This is a genomic window from Vibrio sp. YT-18, from assembly GCF_033337345.1.
Classification (GTDB): domain Bacteria; phylum Pseudomonadota; class Gammaproteobacteria; order Enterobacterales; family Vibrionaceae; genus Vibrio; species Vibrio alginolyticus.
On record NZ_JAWOQO010000006.1, the window covers coordinates 107499 to 127748 of the forward strand.

The 20250-nt window shown below is 44.9% G+C and carries 19 protein-coding genes; 14 read left to right on the forward strand and 5 right to left on the reverse strand.

What is annotated here, in order from left to right:
* Positions 1-63: 63 nt before the first annotated feature.
* On the reverse strand, positions 64-2103 hold the full coding sequence (locus tag R7M72_RS10260; RefSeq protein ID WP_258658648.1) for a bifunctional diguanylate cyclase/phosphodiesterase: 2040 nt from the start codon (positions 2101-2103) through the stop codon (positions 64-66).
* Positions 2104-2466: 363 nt separating this feature from the next.
* Here R7M72_RS10260 and R7M72_RS10265 point away from each other — a divergent pair, with 363 nt between their 5' ends.
* Positions 2467-2994: an SCP2 domain-containing protein gene (locus R7M72_RS10265; protein WP_005394645.1), complete on the forward strand. Its 528-nt coding sequence runs from the start codon at positions 2467-2469 to the stop codon at positions 2992-2994.
* Positions 2978-3481, forward strand: a complete 504-nt coding sequence (locus R7M72_RS10270) for a GNAT family N-acetyltransferase (protein WP_005380119.1) — start codon at positions 2978-2980, stop codon at positions 3479-3481. The genes R7M72_RS10265 and R7M72_RS10270 overlap by 17 nt, the downstream gene beginning before the upstream one ends.
* Positions 3482-3543: 62 nt before the next feature.
* Here R7M72_RS10270 and R7M72_RS10275 read toward each other — a convergent pair whose 3' ends face one another.
* A complete protein-coding gene (locus R7M72_RS10275; RefSeq protein WP_064368743.1) occupies positions 3544-3990 on the reverse strand; it encodes a hypothetical protein in 447 nt (148 codons plus the stop codon).
* Between the two features lie 159 nt (positions 3991-4149).
* Here R7M72_RS10275 and R7M72_RS10280 point away from each other — a divergent pair, with 159 nt between their 5' ends.
* From R7M72_RS10280 to R7M72_RS10305, 6 genes are all read left to right on the forward strand, one after another.
* Positions 4150-4548, forward strand: a complete 399-nt coding sequence (locus tag R7M72_RS10280; protein WP_005386429.1) for a DNA polymerase III subunit psi — start codon at positions 4150-4152, stop codon at positions 4546-4548.
* 12 nt (positions 4549-4560) lie between these two features.
* On the forward strand, positions 4561-5016 hold the full coding sequence (gene rimI, locus R7M72_RS10285; RefSeq protein ID WP_005386430.1) for a ribosomal protein S18-alanine N-acetyltransferase: 456 nt from the start codon (positions 4561-4563) through the stop codon (positions 5014-5016).
* Positions 5017-5301: 285 nt separating this feature from the next.
* Complete coding sequence (prfC, locus tag R7M72_RS10290) at positions 5302-6891, forward strand: peptide chain release factor 3 (RefSeq protein WP_005380123.1); 1590 nt, start codon at positions 5302-5304, stop codon at positions 6889-6891.
* A gap of 94 nt (positions 6892-6985) precedes the next feature.
* Positions 6986-7183, forward strand: coding sequence for a DUF5363 family protein (locus R7M72_RS10295; RefSeq protein ID WP_017635884.1), 198 nt, complete (start codon positions 6986-6988; stop codon positions 7181-7183).
* Positions 7170-7943 carry a TatD family hydrolase gene (locus R7M72_RS10300; protein ID WP_318056160.1) on the forward strand — a complete coding sequence of 258 codons (774 nt, stop codon included), beginning with the start codon at positions 7170-7172 and terminating at the stop codon, positions 7941-7943. Before R7M72_RS10295 ends, R7M72_RS10300 begins: the two co-directional genes overlap by 14 nt.
* 204 nt (positions 7944-8147) lie before the next feature.
* Positions 8148-9431, forward strand: coding sequence for a NupC/NupG family nucleoside CNT transporter (locus R7M72_RS10305; protein WP_005380131.1), 1284 nt, complete (start codon positions 8148-8150; stop codon positions 9429-9431).
* A gap of 358 nt (positions 9432-9789) precedes the next feature.
* Here R7M72_RS10305 and R7M72_RS10310 read toward each other — a convergent pair whose 3' ends face one another.
* Positions 9790-9924, reverse strand: coding sequence for a hypothetical protein (locus R7M72_RS10310; RefSeq protein ID WP_005391675.1), 135 nt, complete (start codon positions 9922-9924; stop codon positions 9790-9792).
* Between the two features lie 90 nt (positions 9925-10014).
* On the opposite strand from R7M72_RS10310, the gene deoC reads away from it, so the two are divergent.
* From deoC to deoD, 4 genes are all read left to right on the forward strand, one after another.
* Positions 10015-10791: a deoxyribose-phosphate aldolase gene (gene deoC, locus R7M72_RS10315; protein WP_005380133.1), complete on the forward strand. Its 777-nt coding sequence runs from the start codon at positions 10015-10017 to the stop codon at positions 10789-10791.
* Between the two features lie 97 nt (positions 10792-10888).
* Complete coding sequence (gene deoA, locus R7M72_RS10320) at positions 10889-12217, forward strand: thymidine phosphorylase (protein ID WP_318056161.1); 1329 nt, start codon at positions 10889-10891, stop codon at positions 12215-12217.
* A gap of 68 nt (positions 12218-12285) precedes the next feature.
* A complete protein-coding gene (locus R7M72_RS10325; protein WP_205461138.1) occupies positions 12286-13506 on the forward strand; it encodes a phosphopentomutase in 1221 nt (406 codons plus the stop codon).
* A 143-nt stretch (positions 13507-13649) separates the two neighbouring features.
* The gene (gene deoD / locus R7M72_RS10330) at positions 13650-14369 is read left to right on the forward strand and encodes a purine-nucleoside phosphorylase (protein WP_005380140.1); all 720 of its coding nucleotides are present in this window, start codon (positions 13650-13652) and stop codon (positions 14367-14369) included.
* Positions 14370-14464: 95 nt separating this feature from the next.
* Here the strand turns inward: deoD and R7M72_RS10335 are convergent, their stop codons facing one another.
* Positions 14465-15070 (reverse strand): YtjB family periplasmic protein, encoded by a 606-nt coding sequence (locus R7M72_RS10335; protein ID WP_005391677.1) that lies wholly within the window; start codon positions 15068-15070, stop codon positions 14465-14467.
* Positions 15071-15161: 91 nt separating this feature from the next.
* On the opposite strand from R7M72_RS10335, the gene serB reads away from it, so the two are divergent.
* A complete protein-coding gene (gene serB / locus R7M72_RS10340; RefSeq protein WP_005386439.1) occupies positions 15162-16142 on the forward strand; it encodes a phosphoserine phosphatase in 981 nt (326 codons plus the stop codon).
* A gap of 63 nt (positions 16143-16205) precedes the next feature.
* On the opposite strand, the gene R7M72_RS10345 is transcribed toward serB, so the two are convergent.
* Positions 16206-18554 (reverse strand): PilZ domain-containing protein, encoded by a 2349-nt coding sequence (locus tag R7M72_RS10345; protein WP_005380143.1) that lies wholly within the window; start codon positions 18552-18554, stop codon positions 16206-16208.
* Between the two features lie 136 nt (positions 18555-18690).
* On the opposite strand from R7M72_RS10345, the gene radA reads away from it, so the two are divergent.
* Positions 18691-20070, forward strand: a complete 1380-nt coding sequence (gene radA, locus R7M72_RS10350) for a DNA repair protein RadA (RefSeq protein WP_005386443.1) — start codon at positions 18691-18693, stop codon at positions 20068-20070.
* The last annotated feature ends 180 nt before the right edge of the window (positions 20071-20250 follow it).

A 20250-nucleotide genomic window follows, 5' to 3' on the forward strand; every position in this document is an offset into this window, starting at 1 on the left:
AAGTTAGGTTTAGCTCAATAAAGTCGATATTTACCCCTTGCGAGTAAGGGGATCGGGTCGGGGTTAGTTCTTGTGACGACGATTCTGTACAAACAGCTCTTCAATTTCATGTTTTGGCTGCGGGCGATAAAAATGGAATCCTTGAATCGCATTACATTGAAGGTTAGAGAGCAAAGTAGCTTGCTGGTGGGTTTCCACCCCCTCGGCAACGACAGTTAAGTCGAGCGACTTACCCAGATTAATGATGTTTTCAATCACAGTGACTTGTTTCGGTAGTGTGTCGATATCATTAATAAAAGCGCGGTCGATTTTTAGCTCGTCAATAGGGAAACGCGCTAAGTAGGAAAGAGAAGAGTAGCCGGTACCAAAGTCATCGATAGAGAGAGCGAAGCCAAGCTTTTTAATCGCATTCAACATTTGCAGTGTATGTTCGCTATCACTCATCACGGCACTTTCGGTTAGCTCGAAGGTAATGCAGCTTGGATCAAGCTCGGTAGTGCGAAGCAACTTTTCCATAAAGTCGATCAGCTGTGGGTTGCCAAATTGCTCGGGAGAGAGGTTGATGGCGACACGGCCTGGCAGTATGCCCTGTTGTTTCCAACGTTTTACCGTATTGAAAACATCACGCATCACGACACGTCCAAGGTGTTCGATTAACCCAGCGCGCTCGGCGACAGGAATGAATGAGCCAGGACTAATGTACCCTTCAACTGGATGCTTCCAACGAACGAGCGCTTCTGCGCCGTTGATACTGAAGTCTCGCGCGTTAACCTTAGGTTGATACCACACTTCCAAACCGTTCTGCTGCAATGCTTTTTGCAGTTCGATTTCAAGCCACAAACGCATACGCGCTTCTTTGTTCATTTGATCGTTAAATTTGATCAGACGATTTCTACCACGATCTTTGGCTTCATACATCGCAGTATCGGCATTTTGTAGTAGGATTCGCGCATCTTGTCCGTCTTCAGGGTATCGAACGCTACCAATTGAACAGGCAAGGCGTTTACTGAAGTGGTGCAAGTCGAAAGGTTGGTTGATCAACGAGATAATGCGATCGGACAAAATTTCAGCCATGCGGGTGTTTTCTGGCTCCGGCAGAATGACGCCAAACTCATCGCCACCCAAATGACCAATAATCGCTTGGTTTGGCAGTAACCGTTTAAGACGGGCCGATACCTCTTGAATCACTTTATCGCCAATATGGTGACCAAGTGAGTCATTAATGTTTTTGAAGTTATCGATATCCAAATAGAACACCAGAAGCGGTGTTTGCTTTTTGATCAGCTGTTCCAAACGTTTGGTGAAGCCAAAGCGGTTGTAGAGTTTGGTGAGCGAGTCAATGTGTATGTCTTCATTCGATGCTGAAGACAGGTTTTTGGGCGCATCATCAGCATCTTGGATTAGGATAATTTGAGATTCGCTACCTAATATCGCCGTGGAATCCGCGTGTAGCTGAACTTTCCGTTCAAAGCCGCATCTTGCGCTGGTTAAGCAGACAAAAGGTTTGTCAGAAATTAATGTACTCAATCGATGACTAAATACCTTTTTACTGTTTTCATCGATGAATAAACGACTTAGCTCTTCGCCCAACAATTCATGAGGAGAGTTAAGTCCGAGAAGGCGCGCTGATGCGGGGTTCGCAGAGATGACAATATCATCCTCGATAAGCAGTAAGCCGTCTGGTAGCAGTTGTGTTAACTTCGCAAACTTACTTTCGGACTCTTCTAAGGAGCGAACGAGTATCTGCTTTTCTGAAGTATCGACAGCGTGAAAAACAACAAAGCGAATGTCGTTACCTTCAAAAACTGGCGAAAGACTAAAGTGAAGACTGGTTTCAAGGTCGGTTTCATCGAGCGTGATTTCGGCTTCGACATGTGCCCCATTGAACGCGCGCTGATAGTATGGTGCAAGCTTCTTATAAAACTGCTCACCCAGCACTTGGCAATCGTTTAAGCCGACGATTTCCTCATGACTTAAACCTGCGATATCGCAGTAACGGTCACTTACCATTCGATAATTGTGTTTTTTATCAAGAATGGCAAAGAAGAAAGGGCTATTTGAGGTTAGCGTGGCAAACCAATGTTTTAATTGCTGGGAAGGCATTAGGGTATTACCGATCTCCAATGAGCCAGATTATTCGTCCGTGTATAAAAAGCGACACCCTGATAAGCCTGCGGCGGTCTACCACCAAGCTAAAGTGTTACCTGCCATTAAAGGGCTCGCGGTTTTAGCTGTGCAGTCGACAATCACATGGATACGCTCAGATAACTATAACTTTGAAAATACGGTTGTAAAAGTGTTTATCCACCTGTTCGCATCAATAATACACGTAAGTTCAAAAAAAGAAGCGTTAGTGAACAATAAACCACCAATCTAAAATAAGCACTTTATTGATACATAACAGTAATCTCATCGCCACGATTGCTTAATATAAGCAACCTAATGACAAAGTAACGGATAATGAACGTGTTAAACAAGATTCGCAGTCAACTAGTAAAGAACGCAGCTAACATTTTGCGTTCTCCAGTCCAGTTATTACCACAGCCAATTCAGCAAAAAGCGTTGCTGGAAGGGCTAAAAATGGTGTTTAAAGAAGCCTTGGAAGATGGTGACTTTGAGTTCCTTGAAGACAAGTGGTTAAAAGTTGCGATTAAAGACTTGAACTTAGCATGGTACATCAGCTATCAAGACGAAAAATTGGTGGTAGCTGAAAAACCAGTTCAGGAAGATGTGAGTTTTAGTGGTAATCTAAACGACCTAGTACTGATTGCTGGTCGTAAAGAAGACCCTGACACACTGTTCTTCCAACGTCGCCTTTCAATTGAAGGTGATACTGAGCTTGGCTTAGAAGTGAAAAACTTAATGGACAGTGTCGACTTAGAGCAGTTACCGAAAGCAATGCAAGTCGCTTTGAATCAATTGGCTGATTTTGTTCAGAAAGGAGTTCAAGCGCCTGCACAACCAACCGGAGTAGCGAATGCTTATTCGAACTGAAGCCCCTGCGGACATTCTTACCATTGACCGCTTATTGAAACACGCCTTCCCAACGGAAGCTGAAGCTGAGCTTGTGATGCGTTTGCGCGAAAACAGCAAATTCACACTTTCCTTAGTCGCGTGTACAGATGAGGGAGAGGTGATAGGCCATGCTTTATTTAGCCCTGTGACCTTAAATGGTGAAGATTTGTCATGGCAAGGGCTAGCGCCATTAGCTGTTCATGAAGATTACCGTCGCCAAGGCATCGCTGCAGAGTTGATCAAAGAAGGTTTTGATTCACTGCGTGATTTTGGCTACCCAGTGTGTGTGGTGTTGGGCGATCCTGATTATTACGCGCGCCAGGGTTTTCAATCATGCGACGAGATGGGCTTTGAATGTGCTTGGGATGTCCCTAAAGGTGCATTTCGAGTCGCAGAGTTGGTCGAAGGTCAATGTGCTGGACGCTCCGGACGCATAGACTATGCGCCAGAGTTCTCTGAACTGTAAATGAAAGAAGCCCACGACTAAGTGGGCTTCTTTCTTATTCACTGAAAACTGAGATAGGGAGGTTAGGATGACTGGTTACTTTTCTTTTTGCCCCAGACCTCTATTTTCGCTTTTTTACTTACCCCTAGCAGGCTAAGTTTTGTGCTTCCCCAGCTACTGTAAGTCATTTCAATCCGTTTTAGCTTGGCTTCTTTTGTACCTGGAAGGCTCCAGGCACGAGTCGACAATCCGCTTGTTAGTACGCCCATAGAGGAAAGCTTTTTCTCACTACCATCTGTCATGACGACTTTTAAACCATTAATGTCTACCGTTCCTTGCACACATTTTAGTTTTATTTTACTGAAGCTTCGGTTTCGGAATAAGCTATTTGGTGTCACGGTATCTGTTTCTGTATGAAAGTTAACGGCTTTCGTTGCAATCAGCTCCCACTCGTCGCTGTTATTAGCAAAAACACTCATGCTGGTGGCGGCTACCAGTGTGCAAAGCAGTAGCGTATTTAAGAATTTCATAATGTACCTCATATGTCATACCCAATGTGTGGCCGTTGGCAAAACGCTATGTTCAGGAATATCCAAATCATCTCATTGTGTTCAGGTGTTCCTTGAAGTCCTTTAGGTATAATCGCGATAATTTGATAGGATTGCCCTCGTTCAAATAGGTGACGGAAAATGTCAATTAACGAGAAACAGTATTTACGTGAAATGGGGATCAGCACATGGGAGCTGGTACACCCTGAAAGACTGGAAGGCTATCAATCGCCATTATTGGATTTGCAAAGTTCATGTAAACTCCTATTGGTATCGCCAATATGTCCAGAAAACGAGACGGCATTGATGTTTGAGCGCGTATTAAAAAGCATTAAGCTCACGCTTGATGATGCGCTACACCTAGAGCCTGAGCGCTTATCCATGCTGGGTGAACATCAGCTAGAGTGGGTGTGGTTTGCAGGCTGTGAGGCTGATCAAAGCATCAAGGCAAAGCACCTGACCTCGCCACTATTACAAGATATTGATGGTAATAACGAACAGCGCCGCGCATTGTGGCAACAAATCTGTTCGTACTCTTAACGGAGCTAATGCGTGACAATTGAAATTACGCCGATGCGTGCAGAGCACCTCGACCAAGTTTGGCAAATCGAGCAGCAAGCACATTCTCACCCTTGGGCCGAATCTTTGGTTCGTGACTTATCCAGTCGCGGTGCTTGCCACCATGTGATGCTGGAAGGCTCTCAAGTGGTTGGTTACTTCTATGGACAGAATATTGTTGGAGAAGTGACACTATTAAATATTGCAGTAGCGCCTTCTCAACAGGGCAGAGGGCTAGGGCAAAAATTGCTGGACGCGTTTATTGAACACTGTGAACAAGCCAAAGCAGAGAGTGCTTGGTTAGAAGTGCGTGAAAGTAATCACCCAGCTATCCATATTTATGAGCAAGCAGGTTTTAATGAAGTGGACCGTCGTTACAACTATTACCCAGCTAAATCGGGAAATGGTAAGGAAGACGCCATTATCATGAGTTACTTATTTTTGAGTTAGTTTTAGGCCGTTACTAATTACCTCATCAACACTTATGCTTTAAATGCGTATCCGGATTCGAGGCTTTTGAATATGTAATAATAATTTTTTGAATTTTTACATCTCTTTGTGTGGAGCTGGCTTTCCCTTGTTAGTTGCAGGTAAAGGCTGGTGAGCCGAGTAAATTCAGTTCATATCTTTCCAGTTTGCTAGCACAGCGATAATAAGCGAGAATACCGCACAATATCGAATAGTAGATATGCTTGCCTATTTTGTGAGCATGAAAGTAATTTAGAAGATTAACTAATGTCAAATCCCCTTTTTTTAGGCGAAGTGTCTAAGCGCAGAACGTTCGCTATTATTTCTCACCCGGATGCGGGTAAAACCACCATTACTGAAAAAGTCCTTTTATTCGGAAACGCGATCCAAAAAGCAGGTACGGTTAAAGGTCGTGGTAACGCACAGCACGCAAAATCAGACTGGATGGAAATGGAAAAAGAACGTGGTATCTCGGTAACCACTTCTGTAATGCAGTTCCCTTACAATGACTGTCTGGTAAACCTACTTGATACGCCTGGACACGAAGACTTCTCGGAAGATACATACCGTACGTTAACGGCAGTAGACTCGTGTTTGATGGTTATCGATGCGGCGAAAGGTGTCGAGGATCGTACACGTAAGCTGATGGAAGTAACGCGTCTGCGTGACACGCCAATCGTAACCTTCATGAACAAACTTGACCGTGACGTTCGTGATCCAATGGAAGTATTGGACGAGGTAGAAAACGAGTTGGGCATGATGTGTGCGCCAATTACATGGCCAATCGGCTGTGGTAAAGAATTTAAAGGTGTGTACCACATTCACCGTGATGAAACGATTTTATACGAATCAGGTCACGGTCATGAGATTCAAGAAGTTCGAATCATCAAAGGTCTCGATAACCCAGAGCTTGATGAAAAAGTTGGTGCAGGCCTTGCGGAAAGTGTTCGAGAAGAGCTTGAGCTTGTTATGGGTGCTTGCCCTGAGTTTGATTTGGAAATGTTCCTAACCGGTGATCTTACGCCAGTTTACTTCGGTACTGCATTAGGTAACTTTGGTGTGGATCATATGCTAGACGGTCTAACTGAATGGGCTCCAGCGCCGAAAACTCGTCAAGCGGTTGAACGTGAAGTTGAAGCGACTGAAGAGAAGTTCTCTGGTTTCGTATTTAAGATCCAAGCGAATATGGACCCAAAACACCGCGACCGTATCGCATTCATGCGTATTGTATCGGGTACTTACACGCAAGGTATGAAGATGAACCACGTTCGTCTTGGCAAGCAAGTGAGTATCTCTGATGCAGTAACCTTTATGGCTGGTGACCGTGCACGTGCAGAACACGCTTACGCCGGAGACATCATTGGTCTACACAACCACGGCACTATTCAGATTGGTGATACCTTTACGCAAGGTGAATCACTGAAGTTCTCTGGTATTCCGAACTTCGCTCCGGAACTATTCCGTCGTATTCGCCTGAAAGATCCACTAAAGCAGAAGCAGCTTCTCAAAGGTTTGGTTCAGCTATCAGAAGAAGGTGCGGTACAGGTATTCCGTCCTCTACAGAACAACGATCTGATCGTTGGTGCCGTTGGTGTACTTCAGTTTGATGTTGTTGTGGCTCGTTTGAAGTCTGAGTATAACGTTGAAGCGATTTATGAAGGCATTAACGTTGCAACTGCGCGTTGGGTTGAGTGTGGTGATGCGAAGAAACTGGATGAGTTCCAACGCAAGAATCAAGCGAACTTAGCATTGGATGGTGGTGATAACCTAACGTATATCGCTCCAACAATGGTTAACTTAAACTTAGCGAAAGAGCGTTTCCCTGACGTTGATTTCCGTGCGACGCGCGAGCACTAATTTGCGCGGTTAGGGTAAGCCTTAACGCAAACTAGATTTTAAAACGCCCTTGGCTATAAACTTAGCCAAGGGCGTTTTTATATAAGGATAAGATATGAACTGGTTTAAACGTGGGCTAAAGCGTTACGACAATTGGTGTAAAGAAATGGGGTTAACCCCCGACCAGAAACGCAGTTGCGTCCCATATCGAAAAGACCCTGCCCACCAAACTGAAGAGAAGAGTGAAGCCCAACGATCTCCTGATTTTCTGCCCGCAGATACAGATAAAAAGCGTCAAGATGAAGCTCTTTGATACGCACTGCCACTTTGATTTTGATGTGTTTCAAGATGACTTTGCGCATCAACTTGAGCTTGCTCAAACGCAAGGCGTCGCAAGAATTTTGATTCCTTCCGTCGGTCCGCAAAACTGGGCTCGTATTCAAACTTTGGCAGAGCAACATGCCAATTTGTATTATGCGCTCGGCTTTCATCCGTATTTTCTTGAAGATAACGTTGAGCAGCACCTTACAGAGCTAGAAGTCTATCTAAATCAAAAAGGGCAGCAGTGCGTGGCAATAGGAGAGTGTGGTTTAGATTTTGCCATTGATGTTGATCCACAGTTGCAAGAAAAGATACTTGAAGTTCAATTTGAGCTGGCTAGACGCTTCGAACTCCCAGTTATTTTACATAGCCGAAAAGCGCACAATCGCCTCATTCAAATGGTGAAAGCGGCGAATCTCCCTAGAGGTGGTGTGCTACACGCTTTTTCTGGGAGTTATCAGCAAGCCATGGAGTGGGTCAAATTAGGTTTTTTTATCGGTGTAGGAGGAACGATTACCTACCCAAGAGCCAAGAAAACACGCGACGCAATTCAAAAATTACCACTCGAAAACCTAGTAATCGAAACAGACGCACCAGATATGCCTATACTTGGATATCAAGGGGAGTCAAATCACCCAGCCAAACTCATTCACGTCTTTAATGAGCTCGTAGAGTTGCATAACGGCCGAAAGCAATCGATTGCCTCTCAACTGTGGAAAAATAGCAATTTTGCTTTCTCGATATGTGAATAAAATCTAAAGATGTGGTTTGAAATCGAAAACGTTTTCCTGCTTATTGTGAATTAACTCACAAAGCTGGTTGAATCAATCATGAATCTTATAGGAAAGTGTGAGGCTGGCATTACTTTAATTGATTCTGCATGAGTATAATTGCCCCCGCTTTATAGCTCCATTTTGTAACACGCCAATAAATAACTTATAAGGAAGTCATAAACTATGAGCCTGTTTATGAGCCTAATCGGTATGGTAGTGCTTCTTGCGATTGCAGTGGCATTTTCTAACAACCGAAAAGCTATCAACTTTAGAACTGTGGGTGGCGCATTCGCTATCCAATTCGCATTAGGTGCATTTGTTCTGTATGTACCTTGGGGCCGTGATCTACTAAACGGTTTCTCTTCAGGTGTTTCTAACGTTATCAACTACGGTAACGATGGTTCATCATTCCTGTTCGGTGGTCTTGTTTCTGACAAGATGTTCGAAGTATTCGGCGGCGGCGGTTTCATCTTCGCATTCCGTGTTCTTCCTACACTGATCTTCTTCTCTGCACTGATTTCAGTTCTTTACTACATTGGCGTTATGCAATGGGTTATCAAGATTCTTGGTGGCGCACTACAAAAAGCGCTAGGCACTTCGCGTGCGGAATCAATGTCAGCAGCAGCTAACATTTTCGTAGGTCAAACTGAGGCACCTCTAGTTGTTCGTCCATTCGTTCCAAAAATGACTCAATCAGAGCTATTCGCGGTAATGTGTGGTGGTCTAGCTTCTGTTGCTGGTGGTGTACTAGCTGGTTACGCATCTATGGGTGTTCCACTAGAGTACCTAGTTGCGGCATCATTCATGGCAGCACCAGGTGGTCTACTGTTCGCTAAAATCCTTCACCCTGAGACTGACCAGCCTCACGAAAGTATCGAAGAAGCGATGGACGGCGGTGACGACAAACCAGTTAACGTAATCGACGCAGCTGCGGGCGGTGCGGCTTCTGGTCTACAACTTGCGCTTAACGTAGGTGCAATGCTAATCGCATTCGTTGGTCTAATCGCGCTAATCAACGGTATGCTAGGTGGCATCGGTGGTTGGTTCGGCATGCCAGAACTAACACTAGAGCTAATTCTAGGTTACGCGTTCTCTCCACTAGCATTCCTAATCGGTGTTCCATGGGCAGAAGCTGTAACAGCTGGTTCATTCATCGGTCAGAAAATCGTAGTGAACGAATTCGTTGCTTACTTGAACTTCACACCATACCTAGGTGAAAACGCTCAAGTAATCGCGGCAACTGGTGAAGTAATGTCTGAGAAGACAACAGCTATCATCTCATTCGCACTATGTGGTTTCGCGAACCTTTCTTCTATCGCGATTCTACTTGGTGGTCTAGGTAGCCTTGCACCAAACCGTCGTAGTGACATCGCTCGCATGGGTGTTAAAGCAGTTCTTGCAGGTACGTTGTCTAACCTTATGGCAGCGACAATTGCAGGCTTCTGCTTAAGCCTTGCAGCACTATAATTAGAATCGGTTCTTAATATATAGACGCCGTTTTACATCATGCCCTGTAGCAAGAGATTGCTGCGGGGCATTTTTCGTTTTTCGGGCTCCAAAATTTCATCGGGTGTTTGCCTTAGTCGAGGTATTACGCAGTCAATGGAATAGGGGCTAGGAAATTTTGAGATACAAACCGTTTGCGCTCTATTTGGTGCTACAGTTTTGCGGTGAAACTCTATAATGTATTAATCACAGGGTAGTGGTTAAGCTTGATTCTTAATCACGTAATGAATATTACATAATCGATGGGCAAATGAATTGCCCTGCAATATTAGATCTAATAGGCGTTTTGCTTTGTGATGTGATATTAAAGACACCGCAATCATAGATTGTTGTGCCATAGGCCAAACTGGTACTGTGCGGTGACAAGGATAGCAATTGGCATATGATAAATTTTCGCTGTATATGCCGAGTCTTCAGGGAACCAAGTCCGTTCATTAATAGACTGTTTAGCCATTTACTCACATTGTCTCGACTTGTTGATTATAGTTAAAGACGTGATGTAAGGCTGAGTAGTGAATTTTTTGAATATTGATCGGAGATAGAAATGAGCGATTTAAAAGCAGCAGCGCTACGTGCACTTAAACTTATGGACCTAACTACGTTGAATGACGATGACACTGATGCAAAAGTGATCTCACTATGTCATGACGCGAAAACAGCAGTAGGCAACACAGCTGCAATTTGTATTTACCCTCGCTTTATTCCTATTGCTAAGAAGACACTTCGTGAGCAAGGTACGCCAGAGGTTCGTATTGCAACAGTAACGAACTTCCCACATGGTAACGACGACATTGAAATCGCAGTTGCTGAAACAAAAGCGGCGGTTGCTTACGGTGCAGACGAAGTTGACGTAGTTTTTCCTTACCGCGCGCTAATGGCGGGTGATGAGAAAGTAGGCTTCGAACTAGTTAAGCAATGTAAAGAAGCTTGTGGTGACATTCTTCTTAAAGTGATCATCGAAACAGGTGAACTAAAAGAAGAAGCACTAATCAAGAAAGCATCTCAAATCTGTATTGAAGCAGGTGCTGACTTCATTAAAACTTCAACTGGTAAAGTGCCAGTAAACGCAACACCAGAATACGCTCGCATGATGCTTGAAGTTATTCGCGACATGGGTGTTGCAGAAACTGTTGGTTTCAAACCAGCAGGTGGTGTGCGCACTGCTGAAGACGCAGCTGCATACCTAGCAATGGCTGACGAAATCCTAGGTGACAACTGGGTTGATGCTCGTCACTACCGTTTTGGTGCGTCTAGCCTGCTAACCAACCTACTAAATACATTAGAAGTATCGGACGACGTCGCTGATCCAACAGCGTACTAATTCCAATAATACGTCTGAACGGTAGCACCTAAACGGGTGCTACCAAACCTCTTCTATCCTACTACAACCATGGCTCAAAAGAGCTTGGGAGGCACTAATGTATTTACCACAAGAAATCATTCGTAAAAAACGTGACGGCGAAGTCCTAACCGCCGATGAAATCAACTTCTTTATTCAAGGCGTAGCGAACAACACGGTATCTGAAGGTCAGATTGCGGCGTTTGCTATGACGATTTTCTTTAATGAAATGACCATGGATGAGCGCATCGCCTTAACGTGTGCAATGCGTGATTCGGGCATGGTTATCGACTGGAGCCACATGAATTTCGGTGGTCCAATTGTCGACAAACACTCAACCGGTGGTGTGGGTGACGTAACTTCTTTAATGCTTGGCCCAATGGTGGCAGCGTGTGGCGGTTTCGTACCTATGATCTCTGGCCGCGGTCTTGGTCATACAGGCGGTACGCTGGATAAACTTGAATCTATCCCTGGTTACAACATTACGCCGAGCAACGATGTTTTTGGTCAAGTAACCAAAGACGCTGGTGTGGCGATCATCGGTCAAACTGGTGACCTTGCTCCTGCGGATAAGCGTGTTTACGCGACTCGTGATATTACCGCAACGGTAGACAATATCTCCCTGATTACGGCGTCGATCCTTTCTAAGAAACTGGCGGCGGGTCTGGAATCGCTAGTGATGGACGTAAAAGTGGGTTCAGGTGCATTTATGCCAACTTACGAAGCGTCTGAAGAGCTAGCAAAATCAATCGTTGCGGTAGCAAACGGTGCTGGCACTAAGACTACGGCAATTCTTACGGACATGAATCAAGTATTGGCGTCTTCAGCGGGTAACGCGGTAGAAGTTCGTGAAGCGGTTCGTTTCTTAACAGGTGAATACCGTAACCCTCGTCTACTTGAAGTGACCATGGCTTCATGTGCTGAAATGTTAGTACTTGGCAAGCTTGCTGAGAACACAGAAGACGCACGCGCAAAACTGATGGAAGTGCTGGATAACGGCAAAGCAGCTGAGTGCTTCGGCAAGATGGTTGCTGGCTTAGGCGGCCCTGCGGACTTCGTAGAAAACTACGACAACTACTTAGAAAAAGCAGAAATCATCAAGCCAGTTTACGCAACAGAAACGGGCATTGTCTCTGCAATGGATACACGTGCTATCGGCATGGCTGTGGTTGCTATGGATGGTGGTCGTCGAGTCGCTACTGATGAAATCGACTACGCAGTTGGTTTCGACGAGTTCATCCGCCTAGGTGAGGTCGCAGACAGTGATAAACCTCTTGCGGTCATCCACGCTCGCACTGAAGAGCAATGGGAAGAAGCGGCAAAAGCACTGCGCAGTGCAATCAAAGTAGGTGGTGAATACACACCAACTCCAGAGGTTTACCGCCAAATTCGTGCAGAAGATATCTAATAGAACAAGTAATTACACAAGGCCTACTCAACCATAATAAAAAGCCGAGTGGGCCTAAGGAACGAGCAATGAAAAGAGCATTTATTTTAGTACTAGACTCATTCGGTATCGGTGCAACTGCCGACGCTAAAGAATTTGGTGATGTAGGTTCAGACACACTAGGTCACATCGCTGACCAATGTGAAAAAGGCTTAGCAGATAACGACAATCGCCAAGGTGCACTTCGCCTTCCAAATCTATCGAAACTTGGTTTGGCAATGGCGCATAAAGAATCGACAGGTCGCTTCGCACCTGGACTAGACACAGACGCTGAAATCATTGGTGCATACGGTCATGCAGCAGAGCTTTCTTCAGGTAAAGACACGCCGTCTGGTCACTGGGAAATCGCAGGTGTTCCTGTTCTGTTTGACTGGGGTTACTTCACTGACAAAGCAAACAGCTTCCCGAAAGAATTGACTGACCGCATTCTTGAGCGTGCGGGGCTTGACGGTTTCCTAGGTAACTGTCACGCGTCTGGTACTCAAGTTCTTGACGATCTTGGTGAAGAGCACATGAAGACTGGCAAACCAATCTTCTACACGTCTGCTGACTCTGTATTCCAAATCGCATGTCACGAAGAGACTTTCGGTCTAGACCGTCTACTAGAGCTTTGCCAAATCGCACGTGAAGAGCTAGAAGATTACAACATTGGTCGTGTTATCGCGCGCCCATTCGTTGGTGCTGGTAAAGGTCAATTTGAGCGTACAGGTAATCGTCGTGATCTTTCTGTAGAGCCACCATCAGCAACGGTTCTTCAGAAGCTCGTTGATGAGAAGCAAGGCAACGTGGTTTCTATTGGTAAGATTGCTGATATCTACGCAAACTGCGGCATCACTAAGAAAGTGAAAGCGACAGGTATCCCTGCATTGTTCGAAGCAACGCTAGAGCAAATCAAAGAAGCGGGCGACAACACGATCGTATTCACTAACTTTGTAGACTTCGACTCAGCTTACGGTCACCGTCGTGACGTAGCGGGTTACGCAGCGGCACTTGAGTACTTCGATGATCGTATCAACGAAGTGCTAGAGATTATGGAAGAAGACGATGTGCTTATCCTAACGGCAGACCACGGCTGTGACCCAACATGGCCAGGTACTGACCATACTCGTGAGCACATCCCAGTATTGGTTTATGGTCAAAAAGTACCAGCTGGTTCTCTTGGCCGCCGCGAAACATTCGCAGATATCGGTCAAACATTGGCAAGTTACTTCGGTACTTCTCCAATGGATTACGGTAAGAACTTCCTATAATTAGTTAGGTTTTTGAAAACTAGGAGCTTGATAGCTCCTAGTTTTATGTTTGCAGTATGTAAATGCTGCTTGTCGGAAATGAGAATACTCTGGCTTATATCGCCTTAAGCGCGGAGCGCTAGAGAAAGGTTAAGGAAAAGAAAATGGCAACTCCACATATCAATGCTGAAATGGGTGCATTTGCAGACGTCGTACTGATGCCTGGTGATCCACTACGTGCAAAATACATCGCAGAGACTTTCCTTGAAGATGTCGTTCAAGTGTGTGACGTTCGTAATATGTTTGGTTACACAGGTACATACAAAGGCCGTAAGATATCGGTAATGGGCCACGGTATGGGTATCCCATCATGCTCGATTTACGCGACTGAACTAATCAAAGACTTCGGCGTGAAGAAAATCATCCGTGTTGGCAGCTGTGGCGCAGTGAATGAAGACATCAAAGTGCGTGATGTTGTGATCGGCATGGGTGCATGTACTGACTCTAAAGTGAACCGTATCCGCTTTAAAGGTCATGACTTCGCGGCAATCGCAGACTACAACATGGTTCGTGCGGCAGAAGACGCTGCAAAAGCTCGCGGTATTGACGTTAAAGTTGGTAACCTATTCTCAGCAGAGCTTTTCTACACGCCAGATCCAGAAATGTTCGATGTAATGGACAAGTACGGCATTGTTGGTGTTGAAATGGAAGCGGCTGGTATTTACGGTGTTGCGGCAGAATACGGTGCAAAAGCTCTGACAATCTGTACGGTTTCTGATCATATCAAGACTGGCGAACAGACTACATCTGACGAGCGTCAAACGACATTCAACGACATGATGCTAATCGCACTAGATTCAGTATTGCTTGGTGACGAAGAGTAAGCGACGAAGAGTCATTCTATTTTTCGCTCTCAAGAGCTAAAAAAACAGCCCACACATTGCGGGCTGTTTTTATATGAGTTGTTAGCGCTACCTAGTTACTTGGTTAGCAGCAGGTTTGGCGCTTTTTTACGACGTATCGGTTGTCGACGTAAAATCAAGATGAACAACATACCACAGACAAAGCTCATTAAGACCATCATGTACATATAACGATCGCTCTTGCGATAGTGGTGGTCAGAAATAGCCGTCACCCGGCCCGTCTCAAAGGTCACGCGAACAAAACCGATAAGCGCACCATCTGCAAAAACTGGTTCAACCAACTGCTGGCGACCAATGGAAGCTGTTGCCAAAGGCGTATCCAGGCCAAGAACTTCGCGTACCGATAATGCCTCTTCACTAGACGCTAAACGTACACCCTGTGCATCGTAGATTGTTGCATCAAACACTAAACGGTCTTGTGCTAGCTGGTTTGTTAGCTGAAGTAATCGTTCTTGATCTTTAGTTAAAATCATCTCACTGGCAGAAAGAGACGCCTGTGAAATCAAAACTTTGGTGAGCGTTTCAAGCTGTTGTGCTTGAATTTTCTCATTACCCTTACTGATCACAACACTGTTTTTTATTGTGATAAACAACATCACACACAGTAGGATTAGTGCCAGAATTCTTAGGGCATTCCTTACTGAGAACAAAGATTCACTCATGCTCTTTACTCATCCATTTAAAATAAAACAAAGACTTGCCTTTTTAGTTTGTTGAGGTAACGTTTTAGCAAAGTCATAAGGGATTATATACATGGACGCGTCAAAAAGCTTGCCTATCAGAAAACATACGACACTTTTAAAACGATTACCCGAGACTCGATTTGCCTCCCAATTAGATAAAGCAAAAGCAAACTGGATCGTATTTGCTGAGTACCTTTCGCCAAGTCACTTCGAAGACATTGATTTCTTCACCGGCTTTTACAACCCAATACTAGAAACGTGGAAAGTTGGCCAATATGAAGTAGCCCTGATGGCCGGAGAGTTGACTCCTCAACATGAAACGATCTTACAAAGTCTCAACCTAGATTACGCCTCGCTTAATGAAGTGCCCGATCTATCAACCCAAGGGTTGATTGTATTTGATATGGATTCAACGGCGATCCAGATAGAGTGTATTGATGAAATCGCGAAACTGGCAGGAGTAGGGGATGAGGTCGCTGAAGTCACTGAACGTGCCATGCAAGGTGAGCTGGATTTTGAGCAAAGTTTACGTCAGCGAGTTGGTAAGCTCAAAGGTGCCGATGAATCAATTCTTGAACAAGTTCGTTCCCAGTTACCATTCATGCCGGACTTTGAAGCGCTAATTGCGACGTTGAAAGCCTTGGGCTGGAAAACAGCGATTGCTTCCGGTGGTTTTACTTACTTCTCTGATTACATCAAAGATAAAGTCGACTTAGATTTTGCTCGCTCCAATCAATTAGAAATTATTGACGGCAAACTCACGGGTAACGTACTTGGTGATGTGGTAACGGCGCAGATGAAGTCTGACATTCTAGTGGAACTGGCGGATGAATATGAAATTGAGCAGCACAACACGGTTGCTGTCGGTGATGGCGCTAATGATCTTGTGATGATGTCGGTGGCAGGATTAGGGATTGCGTATCACGCAAAACCAAAAGTGGAAGCTCAAGCGCAATCAGCGATTCGCTTTGCAGGGTTGGGCGGTGTGCTCTGTATTTTATCTGGCGCATTGGTGAAGCAGCAAAAGGTCAGCTGGAAAGCTAAACCTTAACCATCCATTCAAAAACACCGCCAGAAAGGCGGTGTTTTTTTTCAATTTGGTATGACTTTGAATTTACTCGGTTAACTCCAATCTAATTACTACCTCTTCAGTAATGTCTTCAAATTCACTGTAACCAACGAGCGCCGTCAACTCTTTTTCTAACTTGCTTGCTTGATGTACACCAAATTGGGTTAAGTCACTTAAATCTTGTTGCAGTAATGATGTCATCGGATCGAAAATTGGCGCAGTAGAAAGGCGAATCACGTAAAAGTCACCCATCATTCGCGCTTTCTTTATAAATTGAATCCGCTCTTTTACGCTGTTGAACTCTTGATGAAGCTTTGACTCAATGCCTGTAATTTTATTGCCTACTTTTGCGGCGCTTATGTAGATATCCTGATGTCTGGCTTGAGCACCTTCTACACGTTTTATTGGCTCTGCGATTAATGTGCTTGTCCGGCCTTTAAAGATAGGTTCAAGTGACAACAGTTGATCATGCCCAAGACGGGCAAAAAGCTCAATGTGTTTAGGTAGCGGCAAGTTCACCCCGATAACGGGGGTTTTTATTGAAGATGACGTACTCTTACTGATAAAAATGGGCGTGCTCAGCGTACGCGAGAGCAACATGCAGTGCAGCCTTTCAAGTAGAGCATTACTTGGTAGCGTCTCTTTTTGCGGGATTAGCTTGTCTTGATTGTGCTCGATAATGCTGTTGAAAAAAGCGATTACCTTCATGGTTTGGCTGCTTTCATCAATAACTAGCTGCACGCTACAACCATCTGGGCTTACACGAATTACTCGATATGGCACTGACATTAACGGCAATTTTTTATCGTAGAGTTGTAATTCTCGAAAGTTGATTCTTACCTCTTGCCCAGAACGTAACATCGTGGGCTCACTTAGCCTAATTCCGAGTCCTCGTTTAGAAAGGTCAACAGTACAGCCGCCTGTTTTAGTTTGTCCTGAGTACAACTCTAAAGGTGTTTTAAAACGATAACGAGGCTCTTTTCGACGAGACTTTGCATCAAAGTAAATGCCCTTTGGATTGCCGATAACTCTTCTCGGATGGCGAAACGCGTTTAACGTATTAGCGGGTAAGCGCGGCTTTTCAGTTAGCAGGTAATCCTGCCCTGACTTTTCGTCAGCAATTTCTTGCAAAATACCAATATGAGTCAGTGATTGAGACGTTTCTGCTAACTCTGGAGAGAAAGCTGCTAGGTCTTCCTGTTCTTGCTCAGATAGTTCAAAGATTGAAATTCTAAAGGCGCGCCAACTCTCTCGTTTGCCACCTAAATGCCAAAATAGCTGGCGCTGTTCGCGAGTTGCTTCTGGGCGAAACATCGAATAGAAATAGGTTCGATTCTCGTGCTCGTGAGTAAATGAATAAAGGACATTGGTTGTTCCTTTAACACCAGGCTTAATGAGTGACGCGATGCGTTGCTCGTTGAATAAGGAACCAAACATTTGCTGGTTTCTCTCATCGTGCCAGTATTGCCAAAGCTTTTGATTGTTTGGCGTTAACATTGCTAATTTTAGGTCACTACCATCAAAGAATAGAGGCAAGCTGCTGGTGTGCTTTAGTGCGATATGCTCATAACCGCGAGTTCGAGCTCGAATAATCTTGTCTTGATTGTCGTGACGAGCCCTTTTAGCAGCACTGTTGAGCGCTTCATCTATCACTCGGGTGACGACATTGGTGTCAGTTAAGCGTATGGTTCTGAGGTATCGAACTGAATCATTTTCGTAACAGTCATCAACCGCGAGTATGCGGTATGCAAGCGGTTTCTCTATACCTGCAACGTTAGATTTGCTGGCAAATTCAGTAAACGTGACCTGAATAATTTCCCCAAGGTTATATTTAAATGCGCTAGGGACTTTGAACTTTGCGCCAGAGCTAGATAAATCAATGCTTAATCCATGAAGAAGCTGTCCTTTAGAACGGCAAATTTCAACTTGAGATTGGACTTTCAAGCGTTTTTCTTGGCGCTTTAAATCGTAGCCTAGGTGAACGGGTTCTGCTAAGAACGGGCTTTTAGGATCCGTTAACGATTGCGTTTTTTGCTGAGTAAGGCGCTTGCTCATTACGCGAAAGTTATTTCGCGTGTTGACCAATGCTTCCCACATTCCTTCCGTGTAGCAGCCAAACTTTTTGATGTTTTTATGGTAAGCGTTGAAAGCAACATCATCCAACCAATGTGGAATACCATCCAAAATATACTCGCGACATTCGCCTTGAACGCGACCTCGCAAATCAATACTTTTTTTGCATGGAGCCATTAAGCGGTTAAGTTCCATTTTAACCAAAATTTTGGCCGAAGGCGGCTCTTCCTCGGTCAGTTGGCCAAGGACAAAGTCAAAGTCATTCGTACCGTAAACGGGAATGAGTCGTTCTGCGAGCGAGAGAATTTCAGATTGCTGCATTATTTCTGTTAGAGTATGTCGTTACTTTAAATTGTATCGGCTAAGCGAAGTAATACTTAAGTATATCAATAGTTCATTTCAGTTCAGGTCTGACTTGGCTGTGCTTAGTCACATTTGTAGAAAAAATTGAGGCATCATGGCGAAAGCAAAACGAGCGTATGTTTGTAATGATTGTGGCGCGGACTTTCCCCGTTGGCAGGGGCAGTGTAACGCATGTGGTGCATGGAATACGATAACAGAAGTACGTATCGCTGCATCGCCAACCGTTGCTCGCAATGAACGCTTAAGCGGCTACGCTGGTTCCGCAACAGAAGCTACGGTTCAAACGCTATCCGAAATTGATCTGCAAGAAGTACCTCGCTTCACCAGTGGGTTTAAAGAGCTTGACCGCGTCTTGGGTGGTGGTGTTGTGCCAGGTGCCGCAATTTTGATTGGTGGTAACCCTGGTGCAGGTAAATCAACCCTTCTGTTGCAAACCATGTGTAGTTTATCTGCGCAAATGCCAACGCTTTACGTAACCGGTGAAGAGTCGTTACAGCAGGTGGCAATGCGTGCTTCCCGATTGGGCTTGCCGAAAGATCATTTAAAAATGCTATCGGAAACGAACGTCGACAAAATTTGCCAAATCGCCGAAAAAGAGCAGCCTCGTATAATGGTAATAGACTCGATTCAGGTGATGCACGTTTCTGATGTTCAATCGTCGCCTGGCAGTGTTGCTCAGGTACGTGAATCTGCGACGGCTCTGACACGATACGCAAAACAGAATAATGTTGCGGTATTTATTGTTGGTCACGTAACAAAAGATGGTACCCTTGCGGGCCCCAAAGTTCTTGAACACATTATCGACTGTTCGGTACTACTCGATGGTGGAACGGATAGCCGATTCCGCACTTTGCGTAGTCATAAAAACCGTTTTGGTGCTGTGAATGAGCTTGGTGTATTTGCAATGACAGGCCAAGGATTGAAGGAAGTGAGTAACCCATCAGCGATCTTCCTTTCTCGTGGTGAAGAAGAAACATCAGGCTCTTCAGTCATGGTGGTTTGGGAAGGCACGCGCCCTCTACTAGTAGAGATTCAAGCGCTGGTGGATTACTCGCAGTTAGCCAACCCTCGTCGTGTTGCGGTCGGCTTGGAGCAGAACCGCCTATCACTTTTGCTCGCTGTGTTGCATAAGCATGGTGGCTTACAAATGGCAGACCAAGATGTCTTTGTTAATGTGGTTGGCGGTGTTAAGGTGACGGAGACGAGCGCTGATCTTGCTTTAGTTATGGCGCTTTTATCGAGTTTTCGTGACCGTCCACTCCCTAAAGATGTGGTGATTTTTGGTGAGGTAGGGCTTGCGGGCGAAATCCGTCCAGTGCCAAGTGGGCAAGAGCGTTTGAATGAAGCGTTCAAACATGGTTTCAAGAAAGCCATCGTGCCAGCAGCCAACATGCCGAAAGGTGGCATCCCTGGCATGCAAATTCACGGCGTTAAGAAATTGTCGGAAGCGATAGAGGCTTTTGACGAGCTGTAATGCTCATAAGAATGGTATTTGTGCAATCACAAACTGTTCTATCCGTCCTCAATAAAATGCGAATAAAGTACATAAATTGCTGTGTTTGACTATGCTTTGGGGACGGAAATTTCACGTTAAAATTTTTTTTCTTCCATCCGCACGCAAGGGTATCAGTATTGACAGAATGTGATATACTCT